The organism is Streptomyces sp. NPDC056628 (assembly GCF_042792555.1).
In the GTDB taxonomy this organism is placed as follows: Bacteria; Actinomycetota; Actinomycetes; order Streptomycetales; family Streptomycetaceae; genus Streptomyces.
The window spans coordinates 14,847-28,549 of the sequence record NZ_JBHTWG010000048.1 but is presented as its reverse complement, the minus strand read 5'-3'; the positions used below and the strand labels follow the sequence as shown (position 1 = coordinate 28,549).

Annotated in this window: 12 protein-coding genes; 3 read left to right on the top strand and 9 right to left on the bottom strand. The window is 72.3% G+C overall.

The window, feature by feature from the left end; all coding sequences use genetic code 11:
* Positions 1-47: 47 nt before the first annotated feature.
* Together ACFRAC_RS33610 and ACFRAC_RS33605 are read right to left on the bottom strand one after the other, a co-directional pair.
* Entirely contained in the window at positions 48-632 is a 585-nt protein-coding gene (locus tag ACFRAC_RS33610) for a TetR family transcriptional regulator (RefSeq protein ID WP_382937872.1), read from the bottom strand.
* A complete protein-coding gene (locus ACFRAC_RS33605) occupies positions 629-2,119 on the bottom strand; it encodes an MFS transporter (protein WP_382937868.1) in 1,491 nt (496 codons plus the stop codon). The genes ACFRAC_RS33610 and ACFRAC_RS33605 overlap by 4 nt, the downstream gene beginning before the upstream one ends.
* A 260-nt stretch (positions 2,120-2,379) precedes the next feature.
* On the opposite strand from ACFRAC_RS33605, the gene ACFRAC_RS33600 reads away from it, so the two are divergent.
* Together ACFRAC_RS33600 and ACFRAC_RS33595 are read left to right on the top strand one after the other, a co-directional pair.
* The gene (locus ACFRAC_RS33600) at positions 2,380-3,387 is read left to right on the top strand and encodes an NADP-dependent oxidoreductase (protein WP_382937862.1); all 1,008 of its coding nucleotides are present in this window, start codon (positions 2,380-2,382) and stop codon (positions 3,385-3,387) included.
* A 21-nt stretch (positions 3,388-3,408) separates the two neighbouring features.
* Positions 3,409-4,461: an alcohol dehydrogenase catalytic domain-containing protein gene (locus ACFRAC_RS33595; RefSeq protein ID WP_382937857.1), complete on the top strand. Its 1,053-nt coding sequence runs from the start codon at positions 3,409-3,411 to the stop codon at positions 4,459-4,461.
* Between the two features lie 21 nt (positions 4,462-4,482).
* Here ACFRAC_RS33595 and ACFRAC_RS33590 read toward each other — a convergent pair whose 3' ends face one another.
* From ACFRAC_RS33590 to ACFRAC_RS33565, 6 genes are all read right to left on the bottom strand, one after another.
* Complete coding sequence (locus tag ACFRAC_RS33590) at positions 4,483-4,875, bottom strand: cupin domain-containing protein (RefSeq protein ID WP_382937854.1); 393 nt, start codon at positions 4,873-4,875, stop codon at positions 4,483-4,485.
* Between the two features lie 56 nt (positions 4,876-4,931).
* Entirely contained in the window at positions 4,932-6,344 is a 1,413-nt protein-coding gene (locus ACFRAC_RS33585; protein WP_382937852.1) for a glucoamylase family protein, read from the bottom strand.
* A 185-nt stretch (positions 6,345-6,529) separates the two neighbouring features.
* The gene (locus ACFRAC_RS33580) at positions 6,530-7,732 is read right to left on the bottom strand and encodes a family 1 glycosylhydrolase (RefSeq protein ID WP_382937850.1); all 1,203 of its coding nucleotides are present in this window, start codon (positions 7,730-7,732) and stop codon (positions 6,530-6,532) included.
* A 132-nt stretch (positions 7,733-7,864) separates the two neighbouring features.
* The gene (locus ACFRAC_RS33575) at positions 7,865-8,734 is read right to left on the bottom strand and encodes a carbohydrate ABC transporter permease (RefSeq protein WP_382937847.1); all 870 of its coding nucleotides are present in this window, start codon (positions 8,732-8,734) and stop codon (positions 7,865-7,867) included.
* A complete protein-coding gene (locus ACFRAC_RS33570) occupies positions 8,731-9,702 on the bottom strand; it encodes a carbohydrate ABC transporter permease (RefSeq protein ID WP_382937844.1) in 972 nt (323 codons plus the stop codon). Before ACFRAC_RS33570 ends, ACFRAC_RS33575 begins: the two co-directional genes overlap by 4 nt.
* 16 nt (positions 9,703-9,718) lie before the next feature.
* Complete coding sequence (locus ACFRAC_RS33565) at positions 9,719-10,963, bottom strand: sugar ABC transporter substrate-binding protein (protein ID WP_382937841.1); 1,245 nt, start codon at positions 10,961-10,963, stop codon at positions 9,719-9,721.
* 508 nt (positions 10,964-11,471) lie between these two features.
* Here ACFRAC_RS33565 and ACFRAC_RS33560 point away from each other — a divergent pair.
* Positions 11,472-12,308: a methyltransferase domain-containing protein gene (locus ACFRAC_RS33560; RefSeq protein WP_382937839.1), complete on the top strand. Its 837-nt coding sequence runs from the start codon at positions 11,472-11,474 to the stop codon at positions 12,306-12,308.
* Positions 12,309-12,326: 18 nt separating this feature from the next.
* Here ACFRAC_RS33560 and ACFRAC_RS33555 read toward each other — a convergent pair whose 3' ends face one another.
* Positions 12,327-13,394, bottom strand: coding sequence for a LacI family DNA-binding transcriptional regulator (locus ACFRAC_RS33555; RefSeq protein ID WP_382937905.1), 1,068 nt, complete (start codon positions 13,392-13,394; stop codon positions 12,327-12,329).
* Between the last annotated feature and the right edge of the window lie 309 nt (positions 13,395-13,703).

Sequence of the window (13,703 nt, the reverse complement as noted above, 5' to 3'; positions counted from 1 at the left end):
GGCGCGCAATTTCTTGCGTGCCGATGAGGTATGGACCGCAGTGACTTTCAGGGCGTGAGATGCCCCTGCACGGCCGGCGCGTACCGGTCGACCAGGTCGTCGACCGCTGTCGCGCGCACCTCGGTGCCGCGCGCGATGCCGTACACGACGCCCAGGCCGAGGAGCGTGGCGACGGCCAGTTCGGCGCGCAGGCCCGCGTCGGGGCCGTCGAGGCGCGCGGTGATCCGTTCGGTCACCTGGCGGCGGAAGTTGGCGCGCAGGATGTCGCCCTGCTCGCCGTGCAGCGGCGCGAACACGATCCGCAGGAGCGGGTCGGCGCCCTGCTCGGTCTGGCTGACCAGCACATGCCGGACCATGTGGGCGCCGAGCCGCTCCAGCGGCGCGGCCAGCAGGGCCTCGGCGTCGGCCTCGAAGGACATGACCTGGGCGAAGAGGGTGTCCTTGTTGCCGAAGTACTTGAGGATCAGCGGTGGGCTGACGCCGGCGCGGTCGGCGACGGCCTTGAGGGTGATGTCGGCGTGCGCGTGCCGGGCCAGCAGGTACCGGGCCGCCCGGAGGATGGCCGCCTTGGTGGAGGCGGCGTCCCTGCGGGCCGGTGCGGGCGTGACGGGTGGAGTGCTCACGGCACTCATGCTCCCTCCAGCGCCTCGTCCCGCGCGCCCCGGGTGCCGCCCTCGGTCGCGCGCCGGACGTCCTCGGCGCCGCCGGACGGTTCGGCGGGGATGCACCAGGCGGCGACGGCGGCCACCACGGCCACCCCGCCCGCCATCACGAACGCCAGCTGGTACCCGTGCAGGGCCGGCACCGGCACACCCGCGACGGGGCGGGTGTGGTGCACGAGGATCGCGGCCACGGCCGCGCTCGAACCGGCCTGACCGACCGTGCGCAACAGGACGTTGACGCCGCTGGCGGAGGCCGTCTGCTCGGCCGGGACGGCCCGCAGGATGAGTGTGGGCAGCGCCGAGTACGCGAGGGTGGTGCCCACGGCCACCACGGTGGCGCCGGTGATGATCATCCACAGGTCGCGGCTGTCGGCGATGCGGACGACGTACCCGGCCGCGATGACCAGGGCGCCGAGGACGAGCGTGACCCGGGGCCCGCGCGCGGCGGAGATCCGGGCGGAGACGGGTGACAGCAGCAGCATGACGACACCGCCGGGCAGCAGGCACAGGCCGGTGGCCACGATGGACAGCCCCAGTCCGTACCCGGTCGCCTCGGGGGCCTGCACCAGTTGCGCCGTCACCAGGGTGTTGGCGTAGAACGCGAAGCCGGCGAGCAGCGCGGCCACATGTGACAGGCCCACCCTCGGCCGGGCCACCAGCCGCAGGTCCACCAGCGGTTCCCGGGAGCGCAGTTGCCGCGCGCACCACAGGCCCAGCACGACGACGGCACCGGCGAACAGGCCGACGACCCGTGCGCTCCCCCAGCCCCACTGGCCGCCCTGGGAGACGCCGAGGAGCAGGCACACCAGGCCGACGGCGAGCCCCAGCGCGCCCGCGACGTCGAAGCGGCCCGGCTGCCGGACCGGCGACTCCCGCACCGCCCACCGGACCAGGATCACCCCGGCCGCGCCGAGGGCGCCGGTCACCCAGAACATGGTGTGCCAGTTCGCGTACTGCACGATCAGCGCGGCCAGCGGCAGGCCCAGGGCGGCGCCGATGCCCACGGTGGAGCTCATGAGCGCGACGGCCGACCCGCGGCGCTCGGGGGGCAGTTCGTCGCGCAGGATGCTGATGGAGAGCGGGACGACCGCGGCGGCCGCACCGGACAGGGTGCGCGCGGCGATCAGGACGCCGATGTGGGAGGACAGGGCGCACAGGACCGAGCCCAGGGTCATCAGGGTGAGGGCCGCCATGAGGACGCGCCGCTTGCCGTACATGTCACCGGCCCGACCGAGCACGGGGGTGAGGACGGCGCCGGCCAGCAGGGTGGCCGTGACCATCCAGGAGACCGCGCCCGGCGAGGCGCCGGTCAGCGCGGGCAGGTCGGGCAGCAGGGGGACGACCACCGTCTGCATGACGGCCATGAGGATGCCGCCGTAGGCGAGCACCGGCACGGTGAGCCGGCTCTTGAGGCCGCTCTCGTGGAGCGGCTCGGGTATCGCGGCGGTCTGGCCCATCGGCAGGTCACTCCAGCGGGGCAGCGCCTGGTGAGGCGGCAGGTGAATGGCTATTCACCCTATCCGGTGAATGGTCATTCACCAAGGCCGGGGATTTCGCCGGCCGGCTTCCGGCGGAGTCCGCCTCCCCCCTCTCCCTTGCTCCGGACGCCCCGCACCCGTACGCTCACCGGCCATACCGACTGGACGGTAGGTGCCCGGCGAGAGGACCGCCGTCCCCGGTGGAACCGCTTCGCCGACCCCCCAGGGAGCCGCCGCACATGTCCGGAACCAATCACCAGGTACGTCTGGCCGCGCGTCCGGTGGGTGAGCCCCGGCCCACCGACTGGGAGCACACGCGGGAGCCGGTCGGGGAGCCCGGCGACGGGGAGTTCCTGGTCCAGGTGCTCTACCTGTCGATCGACCCGGCGATGCGCGGCTGGATGAACGCGGGCCGGTCCTACATCCGCCCGGTGGAGATCGGCGAGGTCATGCGCGCGGGCGCGATCGGCCGGGTGACCGCCTCCCGCCACCCCGGGTTCGCCGTGGGCGACCATGTGTCGGGCTCGTTCGGCGTGCAGGAGTACTGCGTGTCGGACGGGCGCGGGGTGACGGCGGTCGACCCCGCGGCGGCCCCGCTGCCGACGTACCTCGGCGCCCTCGGCATGTCGGGGCTGACCGCCTACTTCGGCCTGGTGGACATCGGGCGCCCCGAGCCGGGTCAGACGGTGGTCGTCTCCGGCGCGGCAGGAGCGGTCGGCAGCGTCGCCGGTCAGGTCGCCAAGGCCCTCGGCTGCCGGGTCGTCGGCATCGCGGGCGGCGAGGAGAAGTGCCGGCTCGTGGTGGACGAGTTCGGGTTCGACGCCGCGATCGACTACCGCGGCGAGGACATCCGCAAGGCGCTGCGCACCCACGCGCCCGACGGCGTCGACGTCTACTTCGACAACGTCGGCGGCGACGTCCTGGACGCCGTCCTGCCCCGGCTGGCGCGCGGCGCCCGGGTCATCGTGTGCGGGGCTGTCTCCCAGTACAACAGCACCGAGCCGAAGGGCCCGGCCAACTACCTCTCGCTGCTGGTCAATCGGGCCACCATGACGGGGATGGTGGTCTTCGACTACGCCGACCGGTACGCCGAGGGCGTCGCGCAGCTGGCGGCGTGGCGGGCCGAGGGGCGGCTCACCTCCCTGGAGGACGTCGCCACCGGGGGCGTGGCGGCCTTCCCCGACACCCTGATGCGCCTGTTCCGCGGTGAGAACCGCGGCAAGCTCGTCCTGAAGATCGCGGACTGAGCGTCCGGGAAGAGGAACGCGATGAAGGCTCTGAGCTTCCACGGCCGGCACGACATCCGTTACGGCGATGTCCCGGACCCGGCCGTCACCCACCCCACCGACGCGGTCGTGGAGGTGACCACGGCCGGTATCTGCGGCAGCGACCTGCACATCTACTCCGGCCATCCGTTCAGCCCCGAGCTCGGCTACACGCCGGGACACGAGTGCGTCGGCGTGGTGGCCGAGACCGGGGCCCAGGTCACCGGTTTCCGGCCCGGCGACCGGGTGCTGGTGCCCGCCTCGGTCGGCTGCACCCGGTGCCGGACCTGCGCCGCCGGGTTCACGGCCCGGTGCGAACGCGCGACGTCGAGCACCGAGCTCTGCTACGGCGTGAGCCCGCAGCTTCCGGGCAGCCAGGCCCAGTTCCTGAGGGTGCCGTCCGCCGACATCAACCTGGTGCGCCTGCCCGAGGGCATCTCCGACGAGGCGGCCGTGGTCCTCACGGACAACGCGCCGACCGCCTGGTACGGGTGCCGCCGGGCCCGTATCCAGCCCGGTGAGACGGTCCTGGTCGTGGGTCTGGGCCCGGTCGGGCTGATGGCCGCGCAGTCCGCCTTCGCGATGGGGGCGGCGCGGGTGCTCGGCGTGGACCTGGTGCCGGAGCGCCGTGCCTTCGCCGCCTCCTTCGGCGTGGAGCCGGTGGAGGGCGACGACGCGAAGGCCGCCGTCCGGGAACTGACCGGGGGCCGGGGACCGGACGCGGTGGTGGAGGCCGTGGGCTCGGACGCCACCATCGAACTGGCCCTCAAGGCGGTGCGGGCGGCGGGCCGGGTCAGTGTCGTGGGAGTCAGCCACAGCAAGGCGTTCCCGCTCCACATGGGGCTGGCGCAGATCAAGGAGCTCGAGTTCCACATCGGGCTCTGCTCCATCCACTACGAGCTGCCGCCCCTGATCGCCCTCGCCCAGAGCGGCCGGATCACCCCCGAGGCCGTGGTCTCGCACCGCTTTCCGCTCTCCGAGGGCCCGGCGGCGTACGCGCTCTTCGCCGACCGGTCGGACGGGGTGCGCAAGATCCTCCTCGACCCTACGGCCTGACCGGCTCCGGAGAGCGCCGGATCAGGTCGCCCGGGAACGGACGGTCATGCCGGGGCGGCGCCGGTGGACCGTCAGGTACGACAGGCCCCGCTCTCCCGCGGCCAGGGCGCGCCGGCTGCCGCGGGGCAGCCACAGCAGGCCGCCGGTGGCCAGGGGCTGGTCGCCGCCCAGTCCGGTGACGGTTCCCTCGCCGGCGACGACGAGGAGCAGGACGTCCAGGTCGGGTTCGACGTGGGTGCCGACCCGCCGTCCTGGCGGCAGATGGACGACGTCGGCGTCCAGCTGCCGCCCCGGCTCGGCGAGTCTCCACAGGACCCCGGCCGACGCGGGCGCGTCGGTGAGGGTCGTGACGTCGCAGAGCAGCCGCGCGAGCGGCTCCTCCTCGGGGCCGGTCGCTCCGCCGGGATCGCCCACGAGCCGTTCCTTGCGATCAGGTGCTGCGGGCGATCATACGGAGGCGGCGCGGCCGCTCAGATCGAGAACCGCTCCCTGCGCAGCAGGGGCCGCACCCGGCTCGCGAACCCGCCCGTGCGGAACGGGGCCTGGAGCAGACCGGGGCGCAGCCGCTGGGCCAGGGCGGCGATGATCATGCCCTGGTCGAGAGCGAGGACGAAGTCGCTGACCCGCCCGGTGGTGACGTCGACCGAGTCGCGGAAGCCGTAGCGGTCGTCGTAGGCGCCGAAGGCCCGGTCCAGGCCCCGGAGGTTGGCGACGGCCTCGGCGGGCGCCTGCGCCAGGGCGAGGAAGGCGGCGTGCGGGGTGACGACACCGAGCGAGTGGTAGCCGTCCTCCTGCATGCCGAGGGCGTCGACGCCGTACTCGCGGTAGCCGCCGTCGGGGACGGAGGCCGGGGAGAAACCCCAGTAGCCGTAGCCCTGTTCGGCCAGACCGTGTTCGATCTGGGCGCGGACGTACCGCTGGTGCGTCAAGCCCCAGGAGCGCGGCGCCCACTCGGACTCGGGCACGAAGAGGGGGACCATCAGCGCCTCGAACATCGAGCCGCCCCAGGTGGGGACGACATCGAGGCCCCGATAGGTGTAGTGCCCCTCCCACACCCGCACACCGTCGATGTCGGTGTAGGCACCGCTCGGCTCCTGCTCCTGACCCGCCCCGGGCAGCAGGGTGCGGAACAGGTGCCAGTAGTGGTCGGACGGCACCGACCCGTCCGCGATACCGAGGTAACTGGCCATCCGGGGCTCGGTGTTGAGCGCCCCGTAGTGGTGACCGGTGGGCTCGCCCTTGCCGGGCTTGTCCGGCCAGTAGCCGCCGCGCAGCTGGCCCGGTCCGGCGACGGGGTCCGCCGGGTCGTAGGGGGTGTAGTAGTACGACCAGTCCGCGTCGGCGAGGAGCGCTCCGACGCGCGGCCGCAGGGCGGGATCGGCGTGGGCGGCGATGCGCAGCCCGGTGACCAGCCACGCGTTGTCCACGCTGGACAGGAAGGGCCGGACCGGGTCACCGGTCTCCGGCCAGGCGGTCAGCAGGGAGCCGTCGTGGGCGTCGTACCAGTTGAACCAGAACCCATGGGCGCGTTCCAGCCGTTCGACGGCGCTCAGGGCGCGGTCCAGGCGGCGGTGCATGGTCGACTCGGAGATGAGGCCGAGTCCGGCGGCGGCGACCGTGGACCACAGGCCGCAGCCGATGTTGGTCGGCGAGGTCTGCGCGGAGGGGACGGGAGTGCCGGGGCCGCTGACGTCGATCTTGTCGGTGGCCAGACCGAGTTCGGTCGTCATGGCCTCCATGGAGCGGTGGGTCGCGGCGAACCACTGCTTCAGCAGACGGTGGGCCGAGGCGTCGGCGGGCGCGGCGTGGGCGGTGAGCGGGGTGGCGCAGGTGAGGGCCGCGGCGGTGCCGGCGGCGGAGGTGATGAAGCGTCGGCGGTTCATCGGTCTGGCTCCCTGGGGTGAGGGGACGGACGGTGCGGTGCCGGAATGCGGGGGTGCCGAGGAGACGTGCGGAGGGGGACCTGAGGCGGGGACCGGCCGGTGTCAGGGGCCGGCCGGCCCCCGCCTGTTCGGGGCGGCCGCGGGGCGGGGACGCGCAGGCGTCGGCGCCGGTCCGGGCCGGCGGGTCAGTCGCCGATGCGGGGCAGCGTGCGCTCGCGGCCGTGGCCGCCCAGCCAGACCGCGGACGGCTTGGCCGTGCGGGCGAAGGTGACGGGGTGGACGGCGATGAGGCCGAAGGTGGGCCGGTAGGAGCCCCACTCGTAGTTGTCGAGGGCGCTCCACGCGAGGTAGCCGCGGACGTTGAGTCCGTCGTCGAGGCAGGCGGCGACCGCGTCGAGGGCGCCGGTGTAGTAGTCGACCCGGCGGCTGTCGTCGGCGGTGGCGATGCCGTTCTCGGTGACGATCAGCGGCGTGTCGTCGCCCAGGACCGCGGCGGTGTGCCGCAGGGCGTGACCGACGGCCGTCGGGTAGTACTCCCACTGGGTGAGTGTGCGTTCGGCGTCCTCGGGCGCGGGGATCGGGCCGTCGGCGCCGATCTTGGTGCGGGTGTAGGACTGCACGCCGATCCAGTCGTCGCCGCGGGCCGCCTCGATGAAGACGTCCTCGCGCGGGTGACGGTAGTCGGCGGTGACCTGCTCGGCGCCGGGGAGGGCCTGGTACACCTGGTTCGCGACGGTCCAGCCGACCTCGATGCCGGGGTGCCGGTCGCGCAGCGTCTTCACGGCCGCGTGGTGCGCGGCGATGACCGCGTGGGTGGTCTCCTCGTCCGGGGTGGGCAGCCCGGCGGGCGGGAAGCCCTGGTCGCCTGCCTTCTTGGCACCGGCCATCACGGCGATCATGTTGGGTTCGTTGATGGTGCAGACGTACGGCACCCCGTCGGCCATGATCGGCGCGCAGTGCTCGACGTAGCGGGCGAAGAGGTCGACGGCGCCGTCCGCGGTCCAGCCGCCGCGGTCCTCGAACCACTGCGGGACGGTGAAGTGGTGCAGCGTCACCATGGGGCGCAGCCCCCGGGCGACGGCGCCCTCGACCATCCGTCGGTAGTGGGCGATCTCGGCGTGGGAGAAGGTGCCGGGGACCGGTTCGATGCGGGACCACTCGATGCCGAACCGGTAGTCGGTGAAGCCGAGCCGGGCGAGGAGGTCCATGTCCTCGTCCCAGCGGTGGTAGCTGTCGCAGGCGTCGAGGCTGGGCTCCTCGATGCCGGCGGCGGGGTCGTGCTCCTTGCGCCACCAGTCGCTGTTGACGTTGTTCCCCTCGATCTGGTGGCCCGCGGTGGAGGCGCCCCACAGGAAGCCGTCGGGGAAGGGGGTGGTGCGGTGCGTCATCGTGTGTGGCTGTCTTTCCGTGGGTGGGCGTGTGGGGGTCGTCCGGGCATGACGGCCCGGCCCGGTGGCGTGCGGGACGGCGGCCGGGAGGGATCGGGTGACGTGGTCGGGCCTGCTTGAGGCCGGTGGGGCCTACTTGAGGCCGGCCGTGGCCACGCCCTGGGTGAAGTGCCGTTGCAGCACGGCGAAGACGAACAGGACCGGCAGGACCACGAGCAGCGAGCCGGCCATCAGCATGCCGTTGCCGCCGGCGACGGTGCGGTTGGGGTCGTTGGCGAAGGTCGCCAGCGCCACCGGCAGCGTGTACTTGTCGGGGTCGTTGGTGGCGATCAGGGGCCAGATGAAGTTGTTCCAGGAGCCGAGGAACGTGAAGATCGTCAGCGTGGCGAGGGCGGGCTTGACCAGCGGCATCACGATCCGCCAGAAGATGTACCACTCCCCCGCGCCGTCGAGCCGGGCCGCCTCCAGCAGCTCGTCGGGGACCTGGAGCATGAACTGCCGCATGAGGAACACCCCGAACGCGCCCGCCGCGTACGGCAGCACCAGGCCGGCGTAGCTGTCGATCAGGCCCATGCCGTTCATCAGCACGTACAGCGGCAGGATCATGAGGTTGCCGGGGACCATGAGGGCGGCCAGCACCAGGCCGAAGATCTTGGAGCGGCCGGTGAAGTCGAGTTTGGCCAGCGCGTAGCCGAGCATCGAGCAGAACACCAGGTTGCTGACGGTCACCAGGACGGCCACGATCAGCGAGTTCAGGAAGTACCGCGGCATGTCGAGCTGGTCGAGCAGGGCGGTGAAGTTGTCCAGCGTCCAGTCGGTGGGGATCCAGACCGGCGGGCTGGCCGTGAGGTCCTGCCGGGTCTTGAACGCGGACAGCGCCATCCACAGGAACGGGGCGGCCATCACCAGCAGTCCCAGCGAGGCGACGGCGTACAGCAGCGGCTTGCGCGCGCGTCCGGCGCGGTGCGGGCGTGGAGCCTTGACGGCTGTCTCGGCGGTCATCGGGTGTTGTCCTTCAGCAGACGGAGCTGGAGCACCGTGATGCCCATGATCACGACGAACAGGACGTACGCCATGGCGCCGGCATAGCCCATGTGGAAGAAGTTGAAGCCCTCGCGGTACATGTCGAGCGACACCGTCAGGGTGGAGTCGGACGGGCCGCCCTGGGTCATCACGAACGGTTCCTCGAACACGTTGAGGTAGCCGATGGAGGTGATGACGGTGGCGTAGAGCAGAGTGGGCCGCAGCAGCGGGACGGTGATGCGGCGCAGTTCCTGCCAGGCGCCCGCGCCGTCCAGCCGGGCCGCCTCGCGGACCTCCGTGGGGATCGCCTGGAGGCCGGCGACGCACAGCACCATCACGGTGCCGAGGTTGCGCCACACCGCCATGGCGATGAGCGACGGCATGGCCCAGGTCTCGGAGCCGAGGAAGTCCGGTGCACTCACGCCGATCTCGGTGGCCAGGGAGGCGACCAGTCCGTCGGACGGGTCGAGGACGAACCGCCAGACGATGGCCACGGCGACGATCGTCGTGACGACGGGAGCGTAGAAGCCGATCCGGAAGAACGTCCGGGCCCGGTCGATGCCGTTGTTGAGCAGGATCGCCGCGAGGAGCCCGAGGACGATGGTCGCCGGTACGCCGACGACGACGAAGTAGGCCGTGTTGAACAGGGCCGTGAGGAACGTGTCGTCCTGGAACAGCCGGGTGTAGTTGTCCAGGCCGACGAACTCGGCCTCCAGCGGGCGGGTGACGTGGCGGGCCCCGAAGTCGGTGAAGCTCATGAGGAGCGTGGCGACGATCGGGAAGAGCATGAACAGCCCGAACAGCACCAGGAAGGGCGTGGAGAACAGCCACCCGGTCAGGTTGTGCCTGCTCGGGGACCGGCGCCCGCGCCGCGCGGGGGTACGGCCGGGCCCGGGACTCTTGTCGACGGCCGCGTGGGGGGCGGCCGGTCCTGTGGTGAGGGACATGAAGGGGGCTGCTCTCTTACTTCACGAGGCCTTCGATCTGGGACTGGGCCTTGTCCAGGGCGGCCTTGGCGCCGGACTTGCCCTGGGTGACGGACTCGATCGCGGCGTCGACCTTGGAGGTGATCTCGGTCAGCCGGGGCTGGGCCGGAGGGGTCTTGGCGGTGTCCATCTGCCGGCGCCAGATCTGCAGGTCCGCGTCCTTCGCGAGGTCCCCCGACGTCCAGGCGCCCTTGTGGGCGGGGAGGTCGTTGGTGCGCTCGAACCAGTCGGCCTGGCCCTTGGCGTCGGCGAGGAAGGAGATGAACCCGGTGGCCGCGGCCTTGTGCCGGCTGTCGGCCGACACGGCGAGGCTGGAACCGCCGGCCATGGACACGGACGCCTTGTCGGCGGGGACGGGTGCGATGGCCCACTTGCCCTCGAGGTCGGGGTAGTTCTCGTCGAGGAGACCGGTCATCCAGGGACCGCCGAGGAACATCGGCACGGCGCCGGTGTTGAAGTCCTTCGTCACGTCGTAGCCGGGCTGGACGGACGTGTCGCTGAGGTCCTTGCGGAAGTAGCTGCCGTAGTTCTCCAGCGCCTTGACGGCGGAGGGCGAGTTCACGACGGGCTTGCCGTCGTCGTCCAGGACGGCACCGCCGGCCGAATACAGGAACGGGTAGAAGCTCTGCACGGTGTCCAGGCCGCGGGGCTGGATCGACAGGCCCCACTCGGTGCCTGCCTTCTCCTGGTACGCCTGCGCGGCGCTCCGCAGCTCGGCCATGGTGGCCGGGGCCTTGTCGATGCCCGCCTTCTTCGCGAGGTCGGTGCGGTAGAACAGCACCCGGGTGTCCACGTACCAGGGCACGCCGTAGGCGGTTCCGTCGTACGAGCCCTGCTGCCAGGCGGCGGGGAAGAAGTCCGCTTCCTCGAAGGTCTCGGTGTCGACCGGCTCCAGGACGCCCATGTCGGCGAACTCGCCCAGGTAGGTCCCGCCCATCTGCACCACGTCCGGCAGCTTCCCGGCGGCGGCCGCGGCGACCAGCTTCTGGTGGGCGACGTCCCAGCCGATCGGCGTGACCTTGACGGTGATGTTGGAGTGCGTCTTCTCGTACTCCTTGGCGACATCGCCGAGCTTCTCGCCCTCCGTGCCCATGGCCCACACGGTCAGGGTCTGCTCGGCGTCGGCTGCCACACCCGCGCCACCCGAGCCGCCGCAGGCGGTGAGGGTGAGCGCTGACGCGAGGGCGAGGGCCAGCGACCCGGTGGCGGCGGCGCGGTTCATGGAGGGCTCCTCCTTGAGCTCTGATGGATGTATGCGCTGCCTGTAAGCGCATACATCACTCTGTTGCAGCACTTCGGGGCCTGACAAGAGGGGTTGTGGTCACACTCCGGTAACGAGCGCGAAACGCCGGACGGCCCGCACGGCACCGGCGCCGCTCGGAGGGTCGCGGCCAACCCGCTCCAGCAACGTAGGCCGGATCATTGCAGAGGGAAAGCATCTGTGACGCATACCCCGGCCGGGACGGGGACTTGGGGCGGACGTGACCTCCCACTGGGCCCGGCCTCGACCTGTGGGCATACTGCGCCGGGACGAGCGGGTGCGCGCCGCGAGGGCCTCGGGCGTGGTGAGAGGACCTGGACGGCTTTGCTCCCGTTACCCGCCACCGCCCGTCGAGTTACCCGCCACCGCCGGTCGAGTTACCCGCCACCCCCGTCGAGTTGCCGGCCACCGCCCATGGAGAGACGGCCTCCCGGCCCCCGACGGATCACGGACGCACTAGCCTGCCACGATGGAACGCGGACCCGAGGCACCCGACCGACCCGCACCTTCCACACCTCCGGAGCTTCCGGCACCTCCGGAACTTCCGGCACCTCCGGAGCTTCCGGACGGAGCGGACGACGGCGACCGGGCGAACGAGTACGACCTCTTCGCCGAGACGTACGCCGCGGAGAACGAGAACAACCTTGTCAACGCGCACTACGAGCGCCCCGCCATGCTGGCGCTGGCCGGCGACGTGACCGGCCGCCGGATCCTGGACGCCGGCTGCGGCGCCGGTCCGCTGTCCGCCGCGCTGCGCGAGCGCGGGGCTCTCGTCACGGGCCTCGACGCCAGTTCCGCGATGCTGGAGCTGGCCCGGCGCCGACTCGGGGAGGACGTACCGCTCCACAGGGCGGACCTGGGCGAGCCTCTGCCGTTCACGGACGGCGCGTTCGACGACGTGGTGGCGTCCCTGGTCCTGCACTACCTGGAGGACTGGGGCCCGGCGCTCGCGGAGCTGCGCCGGGTGCTCCGGCCCGGCGGGCGCCTGATCGCCTCGGTGGACCACCCGTTCGTGGCCTACACCATCACCGAGCCGCGGCCCGACTACCTCGCGACGACGCCTTATACCTTCACCTGGTCGTTCGACGGGCGTCCGCAGCGGATGCGATTCTGGCGCCGGCCGATCCACGCGATGACGGACGCTTTCGGGGCCGCCGGGTTCCGGATCTCCGCCCTCAGCGAGCCGCGCCCCGATCCGGCCGCGCGGGACCGGTTCCCCGAAGACTTCGACGACCTGTCGACAAAGCCATGTTTCCTCTTCTTCGTCCTGGAGGTGCCGGGGCCGGACACGGCCGCGATCGGCTGACATCCGTCCACGGAGCAGTCAGACGGCGCCGAACGTCCCCGTCCCGACGTCCGCGCAGCCGCAGCTCGCCCGGCGCGCGACGCTGACCGGCAGCACGAGGGACACCGGCTCGTCGCCGCTCTGGCCGTGCAGGCGTCCGATCAGCAGCTCGGCGGCCTGCTCCCCCATGCGCACCATCGGCTGGCGGACCGTGGTGAGGGAGGGCCGGACCAGACGGCTGAGGGGGATGCCGTCGAACCCGGTGACGGCCACCTCGTCCGGCACCCGTACGCCCCGGCGTTCGAGGGCCTGGAGCGCGCCCACGGCCATCTGGTCGTTGGCGAAGACGAAGGCCTCGGGCCGCTCACCGTCGGTGTCGCACAACAGGTCCGCCGCGCGGGCGCCCTCCGCCTGCGTCATCATCGGCATCCGCAGCGCGGGCCGCTCCCCGGTGTCGGCGCCGGCCTCCGCGCACGCCCGGCGGAAGCCACGGAAGCGGGCCTCGACGTCCGGCGACGTGTCGTCCACTCCGACGTAGGCGAGGCGGCGCAGCCCGTGGTCGTGCAGGAGGTGCCGGGTCAGTTCGTACTGGCCGTCCTCGTTGGCCACCTCCACATGGTCGAGGTGGTCCAGGGAGGGGTCGGCTCGCGGCCCGGCGAGCATGACGACGGGCCGGCGCCGGGAGATGACCTCCAGCTCCTCGGTCGGCACGGTCCGCGCGAGCACCGCGAAGCCGTCGACGCGGCCGGCGACCTTGGCCACGAGGCTCTCCGGGCCGCCTTCGAGCGAGGCGGCGATCAGCAGCGCGTAGCCGTGACGGCGGGCGGCGCGTTCCATGCCGCGGATGATCTGGTCCGAGTAGAGCATCGCGGCGTCGTCGTCCTCGATGTCCGCGGTGTCCGGGTCCGCGTAGTCGGGGAAGCAGAGGCCGAGCACTCCGGTGGACCGGCTGGCGAGGCCCCGCGCGTTGCCGCTGGGCACGTAGCCGAGTTCGCGGGCGGCGGCGAGGACACGCTCGCGGGTGGCGGCCCGGACGGAGTCGGGGTTGCGGTAGACCCGGGACACGGTCGCGATGGACACGCCGGAGCGCTCGGCGACGTCGTACACCGTGGGTGCGGCGTTCACGATGCGGCGCCCTCCATGATCGTTCCCCCGCTCCTGCTGGTCGCGCAAGGCGCCGACCTGTGAATGAAAGCGCATTCACCCTAGGGCTGCGGCGGGGTGTGAAGCAACCGTGGACGGCCGGTGCCCGGGGCGGTTCCGCCGGTGTCGGGCCCCACCGCACCGTCGACCTGGCGGGCGAGGGCGACGTGCGCCCGGGGCGACGGGGGCCTTGCGAGACGTACAGGCGATGACTCCCTCCGACCGCGTTCGGGACCTGAGACGGGACCACCGATCGGTGACCCGACTCCTGAA

Bases quoted from the DNA above. Each gene is read 5' to 3' on its own strand.
- ACFRAC_RS33610 (WP_382937872.1), bottom strand. From the start codon at position 632: ATGAGTGCCGTGAGCACTCCACCCGTCACGCCCGCACCGGCCCGCAGG.
- ACFRAC_RS33605 (WP_382937868.1), bottom strand. From the start codon at position 2,119: ATGGGCCAGACCGCCGCGATACCCGAGCCGCTCCACGAGAGCGGCCTC.
- ACFRAC_RS33600 (WP_382937862.1), top strand. From the start codon at position 2,380: ATGTCCGGAACCAATCACCAGGTACGTCTGGCCGCGCGTCCGGTGGGT.
- ACFRAC_RS33595 (WP_382937857.1), top strand. From the start codon at position 3,409: ATGAAGGCTCTGAGCTTCCACGGCCGGCACGACATCCGTTACGGCGAT.
- ACFRAC_RS33585 (WP_382937852.1), bottom strand. From the start codon at position 6,344: ATGAACCGCCGACGCTTCATCACCTCCGCCGCCGGCACCGCCGCGGCC.
- ACFRAC_RS33580 (WP_382937850.1), bottom strand. From the start codon at position 7,732: ATGACGCACCGCACCACCCCCTTCCCCGACGGCTTCCTGTGGGGCGCC.
- ACFRAC_RS33575 (WP_382937847.1), bottom strand. From the start codon at position 8,734: ATGACCGCCGAGACAGCCGTCAAGGCTCCACGCCCGCACCGCGCCGGA.
- ACFRAC_RS33570 (WP_382937844.1), bottom strand. From the start codon at position 9,702: ATGTCCCTCACCACAGGACCGGCCGCCCCCCACGCGGCCGTCGACAAG.
- ACFRAC_RS33565 (WP_382937841.1), bottom strand. From the start codon at position 10,963: ATGAACCGCGCCGCCGCCACCGGGTCGCTGGCCCTCGCCCTCGCGTCA.
- ACFRAC_RS33560 (WP_382937839.1), top strand. From the start codon at position 11,472: ATGGAACGCGGACCCGAGGCACCCGACCGACCCGCACCTTCCACACCT.